The organism is Massilia sp. NBRC 108631 (assembly GCF_059704565.1).
On sequence record NZ_BAAKJE010000267.1, the window covers coordinates 46,416 to 64,741 of the forward strand.

Genomic DNA, 18,326 nt, shown 5'->3' on the forward strand with positions numbered 1-18,326 from the left:
TTAAGCCATTGTAGTTGAAAACCAATGAACATGCATTTAAAATGAATGTTTTACCAGCGGTGGTGGACATGGGGCGCGATGCGCCGGGCGTAGATGCTGCGCAGCGCAGCCATGGCGTCGGCATCCAGCGCTGGCAGTGCGCTGGCGCGCGCGTTGGCCTGCGCCTGCAGCGGGTTCTTCGCGCCCGGAATGACGGTGCCGACGGCGTCTTCCATCAGTATCCAGCGCAGCGCAAACTGCGCCATGGCGACGCCGCCCGGGAGCAGGCTGCGGATTTCTTCCACGGCGGCCAGCGCCACCTCGTACGGCACGCCGGAGAAGGTTTCGCCTTTGTCGAAGGCTTCGCCGTTGCGGTTGAAGGCGCGATGGTCATCGGCGGCAAAGGCGGTGGCGGCGTTCATTTTGCCGGCCAACAGGCCGGAAGCCAGCGGCACGCGCGCGATGACGCCAACCTGGCGCCGCTTCGCTTCGGCAAAGAACAGTGCCGAGGGGCGCTGGCGGAAGATGTTGTAGATGATCTGCACCGACTGGACGTTCGGGTACTCGATCGCCTTCAGGCCTTCTTCCACCTTTTCAACGGAGACGCCGTAGTGGCGGATTTTTCCGTCGGCCACCAGCTGGTCCATGAAGCCGAACACCTCGGGCTGGTAGTAGATGGCCGGCGGCGGACAGTGCAACTGGACCAGGTCCAGGCAGTCCGTCTGCAGATTGACCAGCGAGCGCTCGACGTAGGCGGCCAGGGACTGCGGGTTGTAGGCCTGCGCCACGTGGGGCGACGAGCGCCGGCCGATCTTGGTGGCCACGAACGGCTTGGGGCCGCCGCGTTCCTTCAGCACCTCGGCCACGATCTGCTCCGAGCGCCCGTCGCCGTAGACGTCCGCCGTGTCGATGAAGGTCATGCCCTCGTCCAGCGCCGCATGCAGGGCCGCTTTCGCGTCCTCTTTCGATACGTCGCCCCAGGCGCCGCCGATGGCCCATGCGCCAAAGCCGATTTCCGATACGCTCTGCCCGGTGCTGCCGAATATTCTTTGTTTCATGAAATGCTCCTATGTGCGAGCCCATAGTTATAGCGGGTATCGGGAGCGCCGTGATAGGATTTAAGATGAAGCAATTTCATCGTGATAGTGAAGAAAAATCATGTCCGTATTCGACCGCATCGAACTCGCCGACCTGCGGGTCTTTCTCACCATTATGCGCAGCGGCAGTTTCAAGGGCGCGGCCATCCAGCTTGGGCTGACGCCGTCGGCGGTCAGCCACGCCATGCGCAGGCTGGAGGAGCGGCTCGGCGCCAAGCTGCTGAACCGCTCCAGCCGGGCGCTTGCGCCGACCGATACCGGACGCTCGCTGGCGCAGCGCCTGGAGGAAGGGTTCGACAAGATCGGCCAGGCGCTGGCCGAGCTGGACGCGCCCGGCGCCGGCCGCTATGGCGAGTTGCGCATCAATGTCTTCGCGGACGCGGCGCACTTGCTGATCGACCCGGCCCTGCCTGAATTCGCCCGGCTCTGCCCGGAGGTGCGGCTCACCGTGGTGGTGGAGGACCGGCCCATCGATATCGTGGCGGAGGGGTACGACGCCGGCATCCGCTACGGCCATTACATCCCGGAGGACATGATCTCGGTGCCGCTGAGCGGGCCGCAGCGCTGGGTGGTGGCGGCGGCGCCGTCTTACCTGGCCGCGCGCGGCGAACCGCTGCAGCCGGCCGACCTGGCCGGGCATAACTGCCTGCAGCTGCTGCTGGGGGATAATTCAAGCTACAAGTGGGAACTGGGCCGGGGACGCAAGAAATGCCGCCTCCGCGTGCCCGGCGCGATCACGATCAACGATACTGCCAGCTCGATCGCCGCCGCGAAGGCGGGCGTGGGGCTGGCGTATTTCCTGGAGCAGCGCATTGCCGGGGAGCTGGCGGACGGCAGCCTGCAACTGGTGCTGGAGGAGCACGCGGCCAGGGGCGAGCCGTTCCACATGTATTACAGCAGCCGGCGGCACAACCATCCCGCGTTGCGCACGCTGGTGAATATCATACGCGCCCAGCAATCGCTGGCCAGGCTGCGCTGAAAGCTTACTGCGCGACGACCTTGCCGAAAAAGCCGTATTGCAGGCTGGCGGCGATGCGGCGCGCCACGGCGAGGAATTCATCGGCCAGCGCGGGCGCGAACAGGCGCGCGGCGGTCGTCTCGAACAGCGCCAGCCAGCGGCGGAAGTGCTGCGGTTCGATGCCGGCCAGCTGCATGTGGGTGCCGAACACATTGCCCTGGAACTGCTTGGTGCCCATCATGACGGTGCTCCAGAACGCCACCATGCGCGCCAGGTGGGGGTCCCAGTTGTCGCCGATGGCGGCGTCGAACACCGGCCCCAGTTCCGGATCGGCGCGCACACCGTCGTAGAATTGGTGGACCAGGGCGGTGATGGTGGCGGTGTTCAGTTCTTCGTACTGCATGGCTTACCTTCGGACGGGGGCGGGCGGGGTGGGCGCGTTCAGCGCCGGAAAACGGTAGATGCACCAGCCTACGGCCGCCGCCACGGCAAGGATGATGAGGAAGGCGCCGGTGAGCGCCTGGTCGTCCTTCAGGTAGGCGTTGCAGAGCTGTTCGGGCACGTCCTGGTACAGCATGCCGGCGATGGCGGTCATGGCGCAGAAATTCCCCAGATAGAACAGCTGGATGACGATGTTGGCGCGCGCGATGGAGGCCGGCAGCGCGGCCCCCAGCAGCGCCCAGGAGGCGAATTTGGCCAGCTCGTAGCCCGGCATGGTGAGGGTGAATTCGAGCGCGCGCGGTATCATCCAGTAGCTGCTGACGATGAGCAGCGCGGTGAGGCCGGTGAGGCCGTGGCGGTCTATGCTGGCGAACAGTGCGCTGTTGCGCACGGCGCGTCCGAACAGCAGCAGGCCGCCGAAGAAGATGACGGGAATTTGCAGCACCATGTGGCCCAGCATGGTCGCTTCCAGCAGGTCGCGCAACAGGAAGGCCGCGCCCAGCAGCAGCGCGCCGCAGAGCTGGCCGAACAGCCGCAGCCGCGGCCGGTCGCGCCTGGCCAGTTTGTGGGCCGGCGCTTCGGCCGCTGCCGCAGCGGAGGTGTCCTGGCTCGCGGCGCGGTTCACAGCGCGGCTCCTGCGGCAGCCGTGCCTGCCGCGGCGGACGGCGCCATGGCCGCCGCCGGGAGCGGGGCAGCGCCGGCCCGGACGGCGGCGGGGGCTGAGCCCGGCCCCGCGCCTGCCATGGCCAGTGCGGTATTGAGCGCGCCCTTGCCGTCGGTGAAATCGACCACGCGCGCCAGGCGGCCTTGCTGGTCCACCAGGTGGAAAGCGGCGTTGTGTTCGAACTCGCCCAACGGGGCCGGCAGCACGACGATGCCGAAAGTGTCCAGAACCTGCTGGCGCTGTTTCGCATCCGGCATGGCGAGGAACTGCCAGCTCTCCGGCAGGGCCTTTTGCTTGCCGGCATAGCTGGCAAGCAGCTGCGGCGTGTCGCGCGGGTCGAAGCTGATGCTGATCAGGCGCACCTTGTCCTGCAGGCCGCGCTGGCGCAGCGCATCCTGCATCTGCTGCACCTCGGAGCCCAGGATCGAACACATGGCGTTGCACTGCGTGTAGATGAAGGTGACGATGGCCACGCGCGGGTCGTCGCGCAGGGCCTGTGCCAGCGTGGCCGGCTGCGGCTGGCCCGTGGCGGCCACCACCTGCGCCACCGGCAGCGTGCGCGGGTTTTCCGCGATGTCGAGGCGCCGTCCGGCTTCGGTCGAGATGACACGAAAGCCGGAGGTGCCGGTATACAGGGCCGCCGTGCCGAGGGCGGCGAGCAGCAGCAGGGCTGCAGCGGTACGGTAGGTGCTACTTGCGTTTTTCCAGCTCTTCATCGCCATTCCATGGATCTTTACGCTCCTTGCCTTCCTCGCGCACGGCTTTCACCGCGTCCGCGCCCACACTGGCCGCGCTGTTGCCGAACTGGCTACGGATATGAGTGAGCACCGCTGCCAGTTCGGCGTCGTTCAGCTTGTCCTTGAAGGCAGGCATCTGGCCATTATAAGCCGCACCCTTGACTGTCAGCTTGCCCGTCACGCCGTGCAGCACGATGGCGGCGGCCAGCGCCTCCTTGCCGGTCACCCATTCGGAGCCGGCCAGCGGCGGGAATACGCCGGGCAGGCCGGCGCCGCTGGCCTGGTGGCAGGCCACGCATTGCGCGCCGTAGATCTGTGCGCCGTCCACCGCGCCGGCCGCTCCGGGCGCGCCGGCCGGCTTGGCCATCAGGGTGGACAGGGTGCGGCGGTCGCCCAGCGCCGGATCGTCGTCGCCCTGGGTAGTGAGGATGTAGTAGATGGCCCAGGCGAATGCCGCCGTGACGGTCAGCAGCACCAGCTTGGGTACCGGGCGGCCCTGTTCATGCGGGTCGGGATTTTCGCGCTGCTGCGCGTCGTGGCGGGGCAGGTCGGTCTTCATTTGAGGATCACCGGATAGGTATGGTCCAGCCCTTGCAGATAGGCCACCATGTCCAGCACATCCGGCTTGGCGACGACGATCTTGCCGGCCGGGTTGTAGCCCGGCGGCAGCGTGACCACCCGGTCGCCCGGCTCGGCGGCATCCTTGATGTCGAACAGGTAGGGGTAGGCCGGCATGATGGAGCCTGGCGTGTAGGCGCGCGGCTGGTACAGGTGGCCCAGGTGCCAGTCGGCGCTGGGCTGGCGCGCGCCGATGTTGAACAGGTCCGGCCCGGTGCGCATGGTGCCCAGCAGGTGCGGCTTGTCGTAATGGTAGTCGGCGGCCACCGAGGCGCGGCCCCAGCCGCGCTTGTCGTCCGGTGCCTGCGCCCGGTCGCGCGGCTGCTGCGAGTGGCAGTACACGCAGCCGTTGCTGATGTAGGCGTCGCGTCCGCGCTGCTGCGCCATGGTGTAGGGTTTCAGCCCGGCCGGCGGCGCCGCCTTGCTCAGCTGGATGTGCGGCACCACCACCAGCGCCGAGGTGGCCAGGGCCAGCGTCACCATGGCGCCGCCCAGCAGTTTCAGTTCGTCTTGCATGCTTACGCTCCTGCCAGGTTGGACGATGGCGCGGCGGCGGTGCTGCGGGTGTGCAGCAGCGCGGCGCCGATGCGGCGCGGGCCGTTGCGCAGCGCCATGGCGGCGAAGTGGCCGGCGAACACCATGTGGCCGAAGGTCATGATGGCGCCGCCCAGCGACCGGCTTTGCAGGTAGGGGATGGTGACGGCCACCGAATCCATGAAGGGCTTGGAGGCGTCCAGCATCGCCAGGCCCTGCAGCCAGCCGCCCGTGGTCAGGCCGATGAAGTAGATCGAGAAGCCCAGCACCACCAGCCAGAAGTGCGCCGCGATCAGGCTGGGGTAGGGCCATTCCCAGGCCATGATGCGCGGCATGACGAAGTAGATGGCGCCGAACATCACCATGGTGAAGAAGCCGTACAGCCCCAGGTGGGCGTGCGCCACCGTGAAATGCGTGAAGTGGGCCACGGTGTTGACCGCGCGCAGCGCTTCGATCGAGCCCTGGATCGAGCTGACCGTGTACATCATGCCGCCCAGGACGATGAAGCGCAGCGTGGGCGAGTAGATCAGCTTGGAGAAGTAGCCGCGCATGGTCAGGTGCTGGTTGATGGAGAAGGAGATCACCGGCACCACCATCATCACGCTTTGCACGATGGACAGCGTGATCAGCCAGCCCGGCACCGGACCGCCGATCAGGTGGTGGCCGCCCACCTGGCCGTAGAAGAAGGCCAGGGTCCAGAAGCCCAGCAGCGACAGGTTGTAGGATTGCACCGGGCGGCCGATGATCTTGGGCAGGAAGTAGTACACCGAGGCGAGCGCCATCGGCGTGTAGAACAGGCCCAGCACGTTGTGCCCGAACCACCAGTTCATGGCGGCCTGCTGCACGCCGAAATGCACGGCCGGCAAGTTGCCGATCAGGAACAGGATCGGGAACCAGAACAGCGCCGCGCCCATGTACCAGACCGACACGTAGAGGTGGTGCACCTTGCGGTTTTGCAGCGTATATACCAGCGGCAGGCCCACCAGCGCGCCGCCGGCCACCAGCAGCAGGTCCACTTGCCAGGGTATCTCCAGCCACTCCAGGCCGTCGGTCAGGCCGACCGCGATGCAGCCCAGGCCGGCGATCAGGCCGGCGTTCCACAGCATGCAGCCGAGGATGGCGTAGCGGGCGCCCACCAGCGGCGTCTTGAGCAGGCGCGGCAGCAGCCAGATGGCGATGCCGAACGCGGCCATGGGGGCCCAGCCATAGGCCACGGCGTTCAGATGGATGGTGCGGATGCGGCCGAACGTCAGCCAGGCTTGCTGCACCAGCCAGTCCGGCTCGTGCAGTTTGATGGAGCTGGTCAGCCCGGCCAGCGAGGCGACGATCAGCCAGGCCATGGCGCAGGCCAGGAAGACAAAGGCGACCAGGGCGCTGGAACGGTCGGCCTCGATGCGCGCGGCCAGTTCCTGCTGCTGTTCGGCGTGCTGGCCGGCGTCCAGCACGGACTTGACTTCGCCGGGCACCGGCCTGGCCAGTTTGGCGCGCTGGGCGGCGCTGGCGGCCGGCTCCTCGCCGTGGCCCAGTTCGCCGGTCGAGAAAATCACATGCGCGGCCGCCGCGTCGTTGTCGAACATGCGCTTGCGCAGCGACCAGATGAACACCAGCAAACCGGTGACCGACAGGACAAACGAGGACAGCAAGATGGTGACGGTATCCATGACGGACCTTGGCCTTTCCTGATTTAATCTGCTCCCAAGTGTCACAGAAAGCGCACCGTGTGTCTTTCTGGAAAATGGGGGAGTCCGCTATAAAAGCTATATAATGGATACCACATTAAGCATGTTACAGTAGGGGCTGGTATAAAGCAATATATTGCATGCATGTTTAAATCCGGACGCCACCCGACCTACGCCACGCCATGAGACTGACTTCGTTTACCGACTACACGCTGCGCTCGCTGATCTACCTGGGCATGAACCGCGACAAGCTGGTCACGATTCAGGACATCGCCGACTTGCACAGCATCTCCAAGAATCACCTGACCAAGGTGGTGCACCAGCTGGGCGTCAACGGCCTGGTGGAAACCGTGCGCGGGCGCAACGGCGGCCTGCGCCTGAAGCGCGAGCCGGCCGACATCAACATCGGCGCCGTGGTGCGCGAGAGCGAGAGCGATTTCTACATGGCCGAATGCTTCGACGGCGAGCACAACACTTGCGCCTTCAATGGCGCCTGCTACCTGAAGACCAAGCTGGAGGAGGCCACCGACGCCTACCTGAAGGTGCTGGACGGGGTGACGCTGGCCGACTTGCTGCCCAAGCGGGGCGCGCCGAAGGACGGCCAGCTGCATCCGCTGCAGCTGATGCCGAAAACCCAGGCCGAACGCCTGGCTTGACTCTTTAAACCAGCAGCGCCGCGTTCATGGCCTCGGCGTCCTTGCCGGCCTGGGCCAGTAGTTCTTCCATCATTTCCTCATCGATGAACAGGTCGATCACCGATTCCGAGTGCGGCGGCAGTTCGCGCGGCGCGGCTTGCAAAGGTGAAGCCACCGGCGACAGGTGATTGGCCAGCAGCAGCGTGTCGAGCAGCGATTCGGGCGGAATCTGCAGGAAGCTGTCGCGCATGCCCTGGATGGCGGTGCTGACCGGCTCGGGAATGTTGAGCTTGTTCAGCACTTCGCGCGTGATGATTTCCTCGCTGGCCGGCTGCCAGTTTTCCGGGTCGTCTTCCAGCAGGCCGGGAAACTCGTCGGCGCGCGACAGCAGGTAGAAATTGCCCACTTCATGCACGATGGCGGCAAACAGCGCCGTGTCCGGGTTGGTGTAGGTGACGTCGCGCGCGATGATGCGGGCCAGGCAGGCCACGTACACCGTGTGCTGCCACAGCTGTTCGGCCTTGGCGCGCAGGGCCGGGTCGGCGATCTTGCTGCCGAACTGGCGCACCACCATGGCGGCGGCCAGCGCAAACAGGTTGTGGTAGCCGATGCGCATGATGGCGGCGCGCACATTGGTCACCTCCGGGCCGCCGGTGCGGTTGAACATGGCCGAGTTGGCCAGCGCTACCGTGCGGGCGGCCAGCTGGGGCTCGGCCAGCACCAGGCGGATCGCTTCATCGATGGGGCATTCGGGGTCGTCCAGCGCGAGTTGCACGCGCAGCGCCGCGTTGACGCTGGTGGGGAAAACCAGGTCGCCGCGTATCGCCAGGGCGGCGATGTGGCCATAAGCTTCAAGTTTATTCATGCAAAAATTATACGCAGTGCGCGGTGGCCGCACAACGGCCAATCGCAGCCGCTGCCGGCCGGTGGTGCGGGCACAACGGCGGGCACGGCCGTTGGCCGCGCCGCAGCTTAGGCATTGACCAGTTGCGGGGCGCGCTGGCCGGGCTGCCGGCTGTAGCGGCTGACGGACAGGTCGTCGGCCAGGATGGCGGGGCGCTTGGCCGAGATGATGTCGGCCAGCAGCTGCGCCGAGCCGCAGGACATGGTCCAGCCCAACGTGCCGTGGCCGGTATTGATGAACAGGTTGCGCACGGCGCTGCGGCCCACCACCGGGGTGCCGTCCGGCGTCATCGGGCGCAGGCCGGTCCAGAAGCTGGCGCTGGCGGTGTCGCCGGCGCCGGGGAACAGGTCGTTGACCACCATTTCCAGCGTTTCGCGGCGGCGCGGGTTCAGCCGCGTGTTGAAGCCGGCGATCTCGGCCATGCCGCCGACGCGGATGCGGTCGTCGAAGCGGGTCACGGCGATCTTGTAGGTTTCGTCCAGGATGGTCGAGGCGGGGGCGCGCGCCGCGTCCACGATGGGCACGGTGATCGAATAGCCCTTCAGCGGGTAGACCGGGATCTTGACGATGTCCTGCAGCAGCTGGGTGGAGTAGGAGCCCATGGCCACCACGTAGCTGTCCGCATGCACCAGGCCGGCGTCCGTGACCACGCCCTTGATCTCGCCGCCGTCCATGACCAGGCTGCGGACCGCGGTGTTGTAGCGGAATTTGACGCCCAGCTCTTCGGCCATGGCGGTCAGGCGGGTGGTAAACAGCTGGCAGTCGCCGGTTTCATCGTTCGGCAGGCGCAAGCCGCCCACCAGCTTGTCCTTGTCGAGGCCGGGTTCGGCGCCGACCAGCTGCTCGCGGCTCAGCAGTTCGTAGGGCACGCCGGTGTCCTTCAGTACTTCGATGTCCTTGGCGGCGCCGTCCATCTGCTGCTGGGTGCGGAACAGCTGGGTGGTGCCTTGCTGGCGGCCCTGGTATTCGATGCCGGTGGCGGCGCGCAGCGCCTTGAAGCAGTCGCGGCTGTATTCGGCCAGGCGCACCATGCGCTCCTTGTTGACCGCATAGCGCTCGGCATTGCAGTTCTGCAGCATCTGCCACATCCATTGCAGCTGGAACAGGGTGCCGTCCGGCGTGATGGACAGCGGCGCGTGGCGCTGCAGCATCCATTTCATGGCTTTCAGCGGGATGCCGGGGGCGGCCCAGGGGGAAGCGTAGCCGGGGGAGATCTGGCCGGCGTTGGCGAAACTGGTTTCCTGCGCGGACGCGGGCTGGCGGTCCAGCACCGTGACGTCGTGACCGGCCTGGGCCAGGTAGTACGCGGTGGTGACGCCGATGACGCCGCTGCCAAGAATCACGATACGCATAACGCTCCCTTATAGATTTTAATGGCTTGCGCCAGATATAACGCTATGATAAGTTGCTTCAACCAGTATTTGTTACTATATAAAAGCCGATATTCAGTAAAAAATCATGCGAACACAGAAAGATTCGGTCCGTACCCTGGACAAGCTGGACCGCAAGATCCTGCGCATCCTGCAGGAGGACGGGCGGATTTCCATGAAGGATTTGAGCGAACAGGTGGGGCTGTCGATCACGCCGGCCATCGAGCGGGTCAAGCGCATGGAGCGCAACGGCGTCATCACCGGCTACCATGCCCGCATCGACCCGCCGGCGCTGGGGGCCAAGCTGCTGGTGTTCGTCGAGATCACGCTGAACACCAAGTCGGCCTCGATGTTCGAGCAGTTCCGGCGCGAGGTGCTGCGCATCCCGGAGGTGCAGGAGTGCCACCTGGTGTCGGGCGACTTCGACTACCTGATCAAGGCGCGCATCCACGAAATGGCCGAGTATCGCAAGCTGCTGGGCGAGATGCTGCTGCAGCTGCCGGGGGCGGCGCAAAGCAAGAGTTACGTGGTCATGGAAGAGATCAAGGAAACGCTGTTCCTGTCCACCGAAGCGGTCTGATACACGGTTGAGCGTTATCAAGGTTGCCACATCCTGTAAGATCACTATAATGATTTCGACTAGGGGGCGCCATGTCCGCCTACGAATTCGATTTGAGCCGGTACGCCGAACGTCTGGAAATGGCTGGCGTGCCAGGGGAGCAAGCCTTGCTGCATGCTGAACTGACCGCTGAAACGCTGCAGCAACTGGTCACGAAGGACTATTTGCACAGCGAGCTGCTTGCGCAGGAAGCGCGCATGGATGCCCGCTTTGCCGCGTTCGAAGCACGCATGGAGACGCGTCTGGCAAAGTTGCAGGCTGATCTGTTCCGCTGGCTCTGTATCGCAGTCTTCGTGCAAGGCGGTTTCCTACTCGCCTGTTTGAAATTACTAGCTTGAGTACTGGATGGATGCCGAAAAACCCTTAGAAATCCGCACGCTGGACGAACACCTGTCCTCCGATCAAAGCTTTGCCTCCGCGCTGGCGCGTACCGTGGGCGCGCTGGCCGCTGCCGACGGCACCGTCACGCTGGGCCAGTTTGCCGCCGTGACCGACCTGGCCGGCGAAGGCAAGGCTTCCGCCGTATTCACCGCACTGGTACTGAACGCCATCGAGTCGGGCGTGAGCGTCGATTGGGCGCTCAATGCGCTGGCGCGCTGCGCGCCGGCGGTGGACCTGCAGACCCGCGAGCATGCCTATGACATGCTGCGTCCGCTGGTGGCGCTGCAGGGAGCCAAGGCGCGCGCGCTGGCGCAGCGCGTGGCCAAGGCGCTCGACCTGCGCCTGCGCACCGACGAGCTGGCCATGCTGCCGCCCGACGACGAGCGCGGCCTGCTGGGCAGCATCGGCCAGCAGGCGCGCAAGCTGGTCAAGGGGCGCGGCCTGGGCGACGTGGTGGCCGACTTCGGCCGCAGCACCGGCCACACGGAATTGATGGACGGCGCGCGCCGCTTCCAGGGCGGCAAACTGGACCAGGCGCAGTTGCGCGGCATGGTGCAGCAGGCCACCGCCAGCATAGGGCAGGGCATCCGCGCCTATCAGGAACTGGCTGCCAGCATGGCCGCGTCGGCCGCCAACGCGGACCGCATGATGGCCTCGGCGCTGGAACTGCGCCACCAGGTGCAGCAGCGGCTGGCGCTGGTGGACGCGCGCGTGGCCTACGAGCGCAGCATGCTGTTCCAGGATATCGACGACGCCGTGCACGATGCCGGCAACGCCATCGAGCTGGCGATTGCCGACCGCCTGGCCACCGACCAGTGGAAGGACGGCGACGTGTGGGAAAGCATAGGCCGCAACCAGTTCGGCCAGGAGATGGAGCGCCGGCTGGACCGCGTGGTGCGGCGCAAGGAAGAGGCGCTCAAGCTGATGCAGCACGACTTGCGCCTGTTCCAGTCCGGCATGCGGCTGGGGCAGACCAATGTGTTCCAGCGCGAACACCATGCGGCGCTGGCCAAGCTGATGCCCAGCTTGCGCATCGGCACGCGGCTGGTCAACACGGTCGATACGGCCGCCAGCCTGACGCTGATGGGCGGCGCGGTGGCGGCGGCGGGCACCGGCACGGTGGCCTACCTGTTCGGCGTGGCGGTGGTGATGCCGGTGCTGGCGCCGGCGGCGCCGTTTGTCGGCGGCGCGGTGCTGCTGGCGGGCGCGTTCAAGTGGTTCGCCGACGGCGGCAAGCGCAAGCGATCGGAAATCCGCGACAAGCGCCGCGCCTTCGAGGAGGAACTGCGCGCGCGGCTGAAGGTGGCCGAGCAGTCCTACCTGGCGCAGCTGGACGAGGTGGCGCAAGGCTTCCATGAATCGGCCCGGCAGATGCTCACGCCGCTGTTGCTGGAGGCCGAGGCCGCCGGGCGCGTGCAGGGCATGCGCGAACGCATCGCCAGCAAGGTGATCGCCCAGTCGCAGGCCGCCATCGAACAGCTTGAGAACCAGCTGCAGCAGGATTGAGGCAGGATAGATGTCCCCGTCATGCGGCCTCAGTGCGCCATGTTGCGCGCGATGATGGCGTCGGCGGCCGCGCTGGCCTGCTGCAGCGGCTGGGCCAGCGCGCTGGTGTTGTAGATCGGCGCCCGCGGCATCGGGGCACCCAGCATGGGGCCGTCGGTCTTGCTGATGTCCACCTTCACCGTGGTGGACAGGCCGATGCGCAGCGGATGCCTGGCCAGCTCTTGCGCATCGAGCGCTATCCTCACCGGCACGCGCTGCACCACCTTGATCCAGTTGCCGCTGGCGTTCTGCGCCGGCAGCACCGAGAACGCGCTGCCGGTGCCTGCCGACATGCCCAGTACTTTGCCGTGGTAGGCCACCTTGCCGCCGTACAGGTCCGCCTCCACCGTGGCGGGCTGGCCGACGCGGATGTCGCGCAGTTCCGATTCCTTGAAGTTGGCGTCCACCCACAGCTGGTCCAGCGGCACGATGGACAGCAGCGGCATGCCGGGCGTGACGCGGGCGCCCACCTGCACGCTGCGCTTGGCCACGTAACCGGACACCGGCGCCACGATGGCGTTGCGGCGCGCGGCCAGCCAGGCTTGCATGTAGTCGGCGCGCGCCGCCTGCACGGCCGGGTGCTCGGCCAGTGCCACACCGGCCACGCCCGCGTGCGCCGCCGCGCTTTGTTGCAGCGCCACTTCGATCGCCGCCTGCGCGTTGGCCACGGCCTGGCGCGCGTGCTCCACCTCCTCGCCGGAGACGGTGTGGTCGGCCGCCAGCGGCGCGCGGCGGGCCAGGTCGTCCTGCGCGTTGTTCAAGGCCAGCCTGCGCTGGGCGACGGCGGCGTCGAACTGGCCGGCGTCGGCGTAGCGCTGGCGTTCCTGGCGCACGGCGGCGCCCAGGCGGGCCCGGGCCAGTTCCAGCGCCACCTCGGCGTCCACCGGGTCGAGCTTGACGATTTGCGCGCCGGCCTGCACCAGCTGGGTTTCGTCGGCGCCGATCTCGGCCACGTTGCCAGCCACTTGCGAGGATAGCGTGACGAGATTGCCGCCGACGTAGGCGTTGTCGGTTTCCTGCTGTCTGGACAGCACGGATTCGTAGTAGAAGGCGTAAGCGGCGCCGGCGGCCACGAAGGCCAGCGTGATGCCGGCCAGCACGCGGGTGCGTTTTTTGTTGTTGGCTGGGGCTGCGGCGGTGGTTTCGGGTGCGGTGGTCATGGCGAGCTCGGATTAGTTCAGGGTAAGTGCGGTGCCGGCGCGGTAGCCGCCGCCGAGCGAGTGGATCAGCGCGACTTCGGCTTGCAGCTGGATTTGCCGGAGGTGCAGGGCGGCATCCTGCTGGCGCAGCGCGTTCAGTTGCGCATTCAGCACGGCGTGCCGGCTGGCCAGGCCGCCTTGCAGCCTGGCCTGGGCGGAGCGCAGCAGGGCTTGCGCGGCGGTGCTGGCGGCGGCCTGTTCGCTGGTTTCGGCTTCCAGCGCTTGCACGGCGGCGGCGTCCTGCGCCACGTCGCGCACGGCGGCCACCACGGCGCGGTTGTACTCGGCCACCAGCGCGTTGCGCGCGCTGCGCGTACCTTCCAGTTGCGCGGCCAGGCGTTTGCTGTCGAACAGTGGCAGGGTGATGGTGGGGCCGACGAACAGCGTGCGGCTTGGTGCTTCCAGCAGGCGCTCAAGGGAGATCGAATTCAGGCCGGCGGCGGCGCTGATGTTGATGTCCGGGTAGAACGCGGCCTTGGCGGCGTCGATGCGGCTCAACGCGGCTTCCACGCGCCAGCGCGCGGCTTGCAGGTCCGGCCGGCGCGCCAGCAGCTCCATGCCGAGGCGCGACGGCAGCGCGTGCAGCCCCTCGGGCAGTGCGCGCTGCTGCAGCGCGGCCAGCAATTGCGCTGTGCTGGCGCGGGGCGCAGCGGGGGCTGCAGCGTCCGCCGTGCCAGGTGCACGCGTGCCGCCGGCGTGGGCGTCGGACTGGCCGGCGTTCGGCGCGTTGTCGCCGCCGAGCAGGGCGCGCAGGGCCTCGCGTTCGCGCAGGTTGTCGCCGTCAAGCTGGGCGAGCTGCTGCCTGAGCTGCGACAGCTCGGCGCCGGCTTGCCGCGCTTCGTCCTGCACGCCCAGGCCGCGCGCGATGCGCTTGGCGGCATCGGCGATCACGGCCTGCTGCGCGGCGATCAGCTGTTCCAGGTTGGCGCGCCGCGCCCAGCCGCCCTGCAGGCGGAAGTAGCTTTGCGCGATGGCCGCCGACAGCGCGCGCTCGGCTTGCGCGTAGCCGGCCCGGTGCGCGTTGAGCTCGCCCGCCGCCGCCGCCACTTGCGCCTTGTTGCGGCCCCACCAGTCGAAGTTGTAGCGCGCTTCCACGCGCACGGTCTCTTCGGTGAAGGAGCTGCCGCCGATGGGCGCCGGGAACAGGCCGGTGCCGGAGTAGCGCTGGCGGTTCATGCCGCCGTACACGCCGGCTTCCAGCCCCGCCGCCGCGCGCGTGCGGTCCAGCGAAGAATGCGCCGCAGAGATGTGCGCGGCGGCCGCATCCAGGTCCGGGCTGGCGGCGAGGGCGGCCGAGATCAGGCGGTCCAGCTGGGCGTCGTGGTAGACCTCCCACCAGCGCGCTTCCGGCCAGCCGTCGCGCGCCAGCTTGATGTCGGCGGCGACCGTGGCGGCCGGCACGTCGCGTTGCGCCAGCGGGGCAGTGCGCTCGGCGGGAACGTGGGCGCAGCCGGCCAGCGCGAACGCGTAGGCAAGGGCGCTGGCCAGTGCGGACGGCGGGAGCAGGGGAGTACTTGTTCTCATAGTCTCAATCCATGGCCGCATGGCCGGCAGGCGCAGGTGCGGCGGTTTTGGCTGCGGGACGCACCAGCAGCAGAAGCGGAATCACCGCCAGGGTCAGCAGCGTCATCAGCCAGAAGTCGTCCACGTAGGCGATCATCGAAGCCTGGCGCGTCACTTCCGCGTTCAGCAGCGCGAGCGCGTCGGGCGCGGTGTCGGTCACGGCCACGCGCTCCACCAGCGCCGCATGCACGGTTTGCGTGTTGCGCACCAGCAGCGTCTGCACCAGCGCGATGCCGACGCTGCTGCCGATGTTGCGCACCAGGCTGTAGATCGCCGTGCCTTCGGCGCGCATTTCGGGCGCCAGCGTGGCGAAGGTGGCCGCGCTCAGCGGTACAAACACCAGTCCCAGCCCCAAGCCCTGGATCACGCCCGGCCAGACGATGTCGGCGGCGGACAGCACCAGCGTGTAGCCGCTCATCTGCCATAGCGAGAACGCGGTGACGGCGAAGCCGATGGCCAGCAGCAGGCGCACGTCGTAGCGGCCCACCAGGCGCCCGACCAGCAGCATCGCCACCATGGTGCCCAGGCCGCTCGGCGCCGTGACGAGGCCGGCCAGCGCGGCCGGATAGCCCATCAGCCCCTGCAGCAGCGAGGGCGTGAGCGCGCGGGTGGCGAACAGCACCAGGCCGACGCTGAAGATGAACAGCAGGCCGCTCACGTAGTTGGCGTTTTTCAGCAGGCGGTAATTGAAGAAGGACTTGCCGGCTGGGGTGAGCGCGGTATGCGCCACGAACCAGGCCAGGCTGAGCGCCAGCACGGCCGCTTCGATCCAGGTTTCGGTGGCGGCGAACCAGTCGTTCTGTTCGCCCCGGTCCAGCAGCATCTGCAGCGCGCCGATGGCCAGGCTGAGGGTGGCGAAGCCGAAGGCGTCGAAGCGCATGCTGCGCGCGGCGGGCGTGGGATGGATGTATTTCCAGATCCCGTAGAACGCCATCGCTCCCACCGGCACGTTGATGAAGAACACCCAGCGCCAGTCGTAGCTGTCGGTCAGCCAGCCGCCCAGCGTGGGACCGAGGATGGGGCCTATCATCACGCCCATGCCCCACACGGCCATGGCCGAGCCGTGCTTTTCGCGCGGGTTGATGTCCAGCAGCACGGCTTGAGATAGCGGTACCAGCGCGGCGCCGAAAACGCCCTGCAGCAGGCGGGCGGCGACGATCTCGCCCAGCGTGGCGGACAGGCCGCACAGCACCGAGGCCACGGTGAAGCCTGCCACCGACACCAGGAACACATTTTTCTGGCCGAAGCGGTCGCACAGCCAGCCGGTCAGCGGGGTGGCGATGGCGGCGGCCACGATGAAGGAGGTCAGCACCCAGGTGATCTGATCCTGCGAGGCCGACAGGCTGCCTTGCATATGCGGCAGCGCCACGTTGGCAATGGTGCCGTCCAGCGCCTGGATGATGGTGGCCAGCATGATGGACAGCGTGATCATGCGCCGGTTCAGCGGCGCTTGCCTGGCTGGACCGGCTGCGGCGGCAGGGCTCACAGCTTGGCCTCGACCGCCGCTTGCAGCTGTTCGAGAAAGCCGGTGACGATGGCCAGCGTGGCTGGATCGGTGTCGCCCAGCAGCTCCTGGCGGAAGGCGTTGGCTTCCTTCTTCACGCGGGTGTAGATGTCCTGGCCGGCCGGCGTGAGGCTGACCAGCTTGACGCGGCGGTCGCTGCCGGACGGCGTGCGCTGCAGGTAGCCGGCTTTCACCAGGCGGTCGAGCATGGCAACCATGGTGGGGTCTTCCACGCCCAGGTGGCGCGCCAGTTCGGTTTGCGACAGCGGCTGGGCCTTGGCCACGGCGGCAATCGCCATCCAGCTGGCCTGGCCCATGCCCAGGTCTTTCAGGCGCCGGTCCAGCGCCAGGCGCCAGGCGCGGGCGGTGGTGTGCAGGGCGTGCGAGAAGCGTTCGTCGAGGGAAAGTGACATGTCTATGGGCTAATGGTTAGATATCTAATCATTAGTCTACCATGGTATTTTTCTGAATTGCAATGCCGGCCAGGCATGGTAGGCTGCGGTATCGACTCGGAGGACTGATGAGACTGCGAATGACGATGCGGCGGGGCGCGCTGGCCGCTGCCATCCTGGGACTGGCGGCGGCGGGGTGCGGGCCGGCGATGGCGCAGGCTGCGGGGGACGACAGCACCGGCAGCGCGCCGCCGGTGCTGCCATACCGCCCGTCGGTGTCCAGCCCGGCGCAACTGCCGGCTCCCGGCCAGCTGGAACTGGAACTGGGCGGACTGGCCAGCCGCGACGGCGGGGCGCGCCGCGCCAGCCTGCCCTATACCCTCAAGCTGGCGTTCAGCCCGCAGTGGGGCGTGCTGCTGGGCGGCGAAGCCTGGGTGTCGGACCGGCAGGACGGCGCGCCCCGGCTGCGCGGCGCGGGCGACACGCTGGTGGTGCTGAAGCGCGCCTGGAGCGCCGGCGGCGAGGGCGGCCCGGGCCTGGGCCTGGAGCTGGGGGCCAAGGCGCCCACGGCGCGGGACGGCATCGGCAGCGGCCGCGCGGACTACAGCATCAACGGCATCGTCAGCCGCGATTTCGGCACCGTGCACATGGACGCCAATCTGAACCTGACCCGGCTGGGGGGCGCAGAAGCGGGACTGGGACGCGTGCAGCGCGGCGCCTCGGCATCGTTCTCGGTGCCGCTGGACGCGCAATGGGGGGCCACGGCCGAACTGGCGGGCACGCGCCGCAGCGGGGCGGGCAGTACGGCGCAGCTGCTGCTGGCTGCCGCCTACAGTCCCCATCCGCGCCTGGCCATCGACTTCGGCCTGGCGCGCGGCTTGAACCGGGCCACGCCCGAGTGGCAGTTTTTCAGCGGCGTAGTGTTGCCTTTGGCCAAAATTTGGTAGCTTGTGTGCGCAAGCGTACATACGGAAAGTCACTGTCGGCTTAGAATAAAGGTGCAGTAAACCCATAACCATAAGATGACACCATGAAAAAACTCCTCATCGCCGCCAGCCTGCTGGCAATTTCCCTGACCGCCGCTGCGCAAAATGTCTCCATCAGCGTGGGTCAGCCCGGCTTCTACGGCCGTATCGATCTGGGCAACATGGCGCCGCCGCCGGTCATCTATGCGGAACCCATCATTGTGCACCGCCCGGTGCGCGTGATCGAGCAGCCGCTGTACCTGCGCGTGCCGCCCGGCCATGCCAAGAAGTGGTCGAAGCACTGCGGCGCGTACAACGCCTGCGGCCGCCGCGTCTACTTCGTGCGCGACGACTGGTATGTGAACGACTATGCGCCGCGCTACCGCACGGAACACGGCCGTGGCGGCCAGCATGACGGCCGCCGGGACGACCATCGCGACGACCACCGCGACAAGCATGACAAACACGACAAACACGACAAGGGCCATGGCAACGGCCATGGCAATGGCCACGGCAACGGCAAGGGCCACGGCAAGGACTGA

At 67.4% G+C, this 18,326-nt stretch carries 20 protein-coding genes; 7 read left to right on the plus strand and 13 right to left on the minus strand.

Annotation, left to right across the window (positions count from 1 at the left end):
- Positions 1-50: 50 nt before the first annotated feature.
- Positions 51-1,037: an aldo/keto reductase gene (locus AC6H42_RS29510; RefSeq protein WP_057156851.1), complete on the minus strand. Its 987-nt coding sequence runs from the start codon at positions 1,035-1,037 to the stop codon at positions 51-53.
- 100 nt (positions 1,038-1,137) lie between these two features.
- Between AC6H42_RS29510 and AC6H42_RS29515 the strand changes: the two genes are divergently transcribed.
- On the plus strand, positions 1,138-2,055 hold the full coding sequence (locus AC6H42_RS29515; protein ID WP_057156852.1) for a LysR family transcriptional regulator: 918 nt from the start codon (positions 1,138-1,140) through the stop codon (positions 2,053-2,055).
- 4 nt (positions 2,056-2,059) lie between these two features.
- Here AC6H42_RS29515 and AC6H42_RS29520 read toward each other — a convergent pair whose 3' ends face one another.
- From AC6H42_RS29520 to AC6H42_RS29545, 6 genes are read right to left on the minus strand one after another with little or no spacing between them, the layout of a single operon-like run.
- Positions 2,060-2,437 carry a group III truncated hemoglobin gene (locus AC6H42_RS29520; RefSeq protein ID WP_057156853.1) on the minus strand — a complete coding sequence of 126 codons (378 nt, stop codon included), beginning with the start codon at positions 2,435-2,437 and terminating at the stop codon, positions 2,060-2,062.
- Positions 2,438-2,440: 3 nt separating this feature from the next.
- Positions 2,441-3,100 (minus strand): hypothetical protein, encoded by a 660-nt coding sequence (locus tag AC6H42_RS29525; protein ID WP_497549576.1) that lies wholly within the window; start codon positions 3,098-3,100, stop codon positions 2,441-2,443.
- On the minus strand, positions 3,097-3,855 hold the full coding sequence (locus AC6H42_RS29530) for an SCO family protein (protein WP_082551999.1): 759 nt from the start codon (positions 3,853-3,855) through the stop codon (positions 3,097-3,099). The genes AC6H42_RS29525 and AC6H42_RS29530 overlap by 4 nt, the downstream gene beginning before the upstream one ends.
- Complete coding sequence (locus AC6H42_RS29535; protein ID WP_057156855.1) at positions 3,830-4,435, minus strand: c-type cytochrome; 606 nt, start codon at positions 4,433-4,435, stop codon at positions 3,830-3,832. Before AC6H42_RS29535 ends, AC6H42_RS29530 begins: the two co-directional genes overlap by 26 nt.
- A complete protein-coding gene (locus AC6H42_RS29540) occupies positions 4,432-5,010 on the minus strand; it encodes a cbb3-type cytochrome c oxidase subunit II (protein ID WP_497549577.1) in 579 nt (192 codons plus the stop codon). Before AC6H42_RS29540 ends, AC6H42_RS29535 begins: the two co-directional genes overlap by 4 nt.
- 2 nt (positions 5,011-5,012) lie before the next feature.
- The gene (locus AC6H42_RS29545) at positions 5,013-6,689 is read right to left on the minus strand and encodes a cbb3-type cytochrome c oxidase subunit I (RefSeq protein ID WP_497549578.1); all 1,677 of its coding nucleotides are present in this window, start codon (positions 6,687-6,689) and stop codon (positions 5,013-5,015) included.
- Positions 6,690-6,889: 200 nt separating this feature from the next.
- On the opposite strand from AC6H42_RS29545, the gene AC6H42_RS29550 reads away from it, so the two are divergent.
- Entirely contained in the window at positions 6,890-7,363 is a 474-nt protein-coding gene (locus AC6H42_RS29550; protein WP_057156858.1) for an RrF2 family transcriptional regulator, read from the plus strand.
- Positions 7,364-7,367: 4 nt separating this feature from the next.
- On the opposite strand, the gene AC6H42_RS29555 is transcribed toward AC6H42_RS29550, so the two are convergent.
- Together AC6H42_RS29555 and AC6H42_RS29560 are read right to left on the minus strand one after the other, a co-directional pair.
- Complete coding sequence (locus tag AC6H42_RS29555; RefSeq protein ID WP_057156859.1) at positions 7,368-8,207, minus strand: HDOD domain-containing protein; 840 nt, start codon at positions 8,205-8,207, stop codon at positions 7,368-7,370.
- Positions 8,208-8,314: 107 nt separating this feature from the next.
- On the minus strand, positions 8,315-9,598 hold the full coding sequence (locus tag AC6H42_RS29560) for a D-amino acid dehydrogenase (protein WP_057156860.1): 1,284 nt from the start codon (positions 9,596-9,598) through the stop codon (positions 8,315-8,317).
- A 106-nt stretch (positions 9,599-9,704) separates the two neighbouring features.
- Here AC6H42_RS29560 and AC6H42_RS29565 point away from each other — a divergent pair, with 106 nt between their 5' ends.
- The 3 genes from AC6H42_RS29565 (at position 9,705) to AC6H42_RS29575 (ending at position 12,122) form a co-directional block, all read left to right on the plus strand.
- Entirely contained in the window at positions 9,705-10,196 is a 492-nt protein-coding gene (locus AC6H42_RS29565) for an Lrp/AsnC ligand binding domain-containing protein (protein ID WP_497549579.1), read from the plus strand.
- Positions 10,197-10,267: 71 nt separating this feature from the next.
- The gene (locus tag AC6H42_RS29570; RefSeq protein ID WP_497549580.1) at positions 10,268-10,573 is read left to right on the plus strand and encodes a hypothetical protein; all 306 of its coding nucleotides are present in this window, start codon (positions 10,268-10,270) and stop codon (positions 10,571-10,573) included.
- 7 nt (positions 10,574-10,580) lie between these two features.
- The gene (locus AC6H42_RS29575) at positions 10,581-12,122 is read left to right on the plus strand and encodes a hypothetical protein (RefSeq protein WP_057156863.1); all 1,542 of its coding nucleotides are present in this window, start codon (positions 10,581-10,583) and stop codon (positions 12,120-12,122) included.
- Positions 12,123-12,151: 29 nt separating this feature from the next.
- Here the strand turns inward: AC6H42_RS29575 and AC6H42_RS29580 are convergent, their stop codons facing one another.
- From AC6H42_RS29580 to AC6H42_RS29595, 4 genes are read right to left on the minus strand one after another with little or no spacing between them, the layout of a single operon-like run.
- Complete coding sequence (locus AC6H42_RS29580; protein WP_497549581.1) at positions 12,152-13,321, minus strand: HlyD family secretion protein; 1,170 nt, start codon at positions 13,319-13,321, stop codon at positions 12,152-12,154.
- A gap of 12 nt (positions 13,322-13,333) precedes the next feature.
- On the minus strand, positions 13,334-14,884 hold the full coding sequence (locus tag AC6H42_RS29585; RefSeq protein ID WP_497549582.1) for a TolC family protein: 1,551 nt from the start codon (positions 14,882-14,884) through the stop codon (positions 13,334-13,336).
- A 4-nt stretch (positions 14,885-14,888) separates the two neighbouring features.
- Positions 14,889-16,355, minus strand: a complete 1,467-nt coding sequence (locus AC6H42_RS29590; protein WP_497549587.1) for an MDR family MFS transporter — start codon at positions 16,353-16,355, stop codon at positions 14,889-14,891.
- Between the two features lie 50 nt (positions 16,356-16,405).
- The gene (locus AC6H42_RS29595) at positions 16,406-16,840 is read right to left on the minus strand and encodes a MarR family winged helix-turn-helix transcriptional regulator (protein WP_497549583.1); all 435 of its coding nucleotides are present in this window, start codon (positions 16,838-16,840) and stop codon (positions 16,406-16,408) included.
- Between the two features lie 119 nt (positions 16,841-16,959).
- On the opposite strand from AC6H42_RS29595, the gene AC6H42_RS29600 reads away from it, so the two are divergent.
- Both AC6H42_RS29600 and AC6H42_RS29605 read left to right on the plus strand, forming a co-directional pair.
- Entirely contained in the window at positions 16,960-17,766 is an 807-nt protein-coding gene (locus tag AC6H42_RS29600; protein WP_497549584.1) for a transporter, read from the plus strand.
- Between the two features lie 83 nt (positions 17,767-17,849).
- On the plus strand, positions 17,850-18,326 hold the full coding sequence (locus tag AC6H42_RS29605; protein ID WP_057156867.1) for a type 2 periplasmic-binding domain-containing protein: 477 nt from the start codon (positions 17,850-17,852) through the stop codon (positions 18,324-18,326).

Excerpts from the sequence above, each read along its gene's own strand:
- AC6H42_RS29510 (WP_057156851.1), bottom strand. The coding sequence starts at position 1,037 with ATGAAACAAAGAATATTCGGCAGCACCGGGCAGAGCGTATCGGAAATC.
- AC6H42_RS29515 (WP_057156852.1), top strand. The coding sequence starts at position 1,138 with ATGTCCGTATTCGACCGCATCGAACTCGCCGACCTGCGGGTCTTTCTC.
- AC6H42_RS29520 (WP_057156853.1), bottom strand. The coding sequence starts at position 2,437 with ATGCAGTACGAAGAACTGAACACCGCCACCATCACCGCCCTGGTCCAC.
- AC6H42_RS29530 (WP_082551999.1), bottom strand. The coding sequence starts at position 3,855 with ATGAAGAGCTGGAAAAACGCAAGTAGCACCTACCGTACCGCTGCAGCC.
- AC6H42_RS29535 (WP_057156855.1), bottom strand. The coding sequence starts at position 4,435 with ATGAAGACCGACCTGCCCCGCCACGACGCGCAGCAGCGCGAAAATCCC.
- AC6H42_RS29540 (WP_497549577.1), bottom strand. The coding sequence starts at position 5,010 with ATGCAAGACGAACTGAAACTGCTGGGCGGCGCCATGGTGACGCTGGCC.
- AC6H42_RS29545 (WP_497549578.1), bottom strand. The coding sequence starts at position 6,689 with ATGGATACCGTCACCATCTTGCTGTCCTCGTTTGTCCTGTCGGTCACC.
- AC6H42_RS29550 (WP_057156858.1), top strand. The coding sequence starts at position 6,890 with ATGAGACTGACTTCGTTTACCGACTACACGCTGCGCTCGCTGATCTAC.
- AC6H42_RS29555 (WP_057156859.1), bottom strand. The coding sequence starts at position 8,207 with ATGAATAAACTTGAAGCTTATGGCCACATCGCCGCCCTGGCGATACGC.
- AC6H42_RS29560 (WP_057156860.1), bottom strand. The coding sequence starts at position 9,598 with ATGCGTATCGTGATTCTTGGCAGCGGCGTCATCGGCGTCACCACCGCG.
- AC6H42_RS29565 (WP_497549579.1), top strand. The coding sequence starts at position 9,705 with ATGCGAACACAGAAAGATTCGGTCCGTACCCTGGACAAGCTGGACCGC.
- AC6H42_RS29570 (WP_497549580.1), top strand. The coding sequence starts at position 10,268 with ATGTCCGCCTACGAATTCGATTTGAGCCGGTACGCCGAACGTCTGGAA.
- AC6H42_RS29575 (WP_057156863.1), top strand. The coding sequence starts at position 10,581 with ATGGATGCCGAAAAACCCTTAGAAATCCGCACGCTGGACGAACACCTG.
- AC6H42_RS29580 (WP_497549581.1), bottom strand. The coding sequence starts at position 13,321 with ATGACCACCGCACCCGAAACCACCGCCGCAGCCCCAGCCAACAACAAA.
- AC6H42_RS29585 (WP_497549582.1), bottom strand. The coding sequence starts at position 14,884 with ATGAGAACAAGTACTCCCCTGCTCCCGCCGTCCGCACTGGCCAGCGCC.
- AC6H42_RS29590 (WP_497549587.1), bottom strand. The coding sequence starts at position 16,355 with ATGATCACGCTGTCCATCATGCTGGCCACCATCATCCAGGCGCTGGAC.
- AC6H42_RS29595 (WP_497549583.1), bottom strand. The coding sequence starts at position 16,840 with ATGTCACTTTCCCTCGACGAACGCTTCTCGCACGCCCTGCACACCACC.
- AC6H42_RS29600 (WP_497549584.1), top strand. The coding sequence starts at position 16,960 with ATGACGATGCGGCGGGGCGCGCTGGCCGCTGCCATCCTGGGACTGGCG.
- AC6H42_RS29605 (WP_057156867.1), top strand. The coding sequence starts at position 17,850 with ATGAAAAAACTCCTCATCGCCGCCAGCCTGCTGGCAATTTCCCTGACC.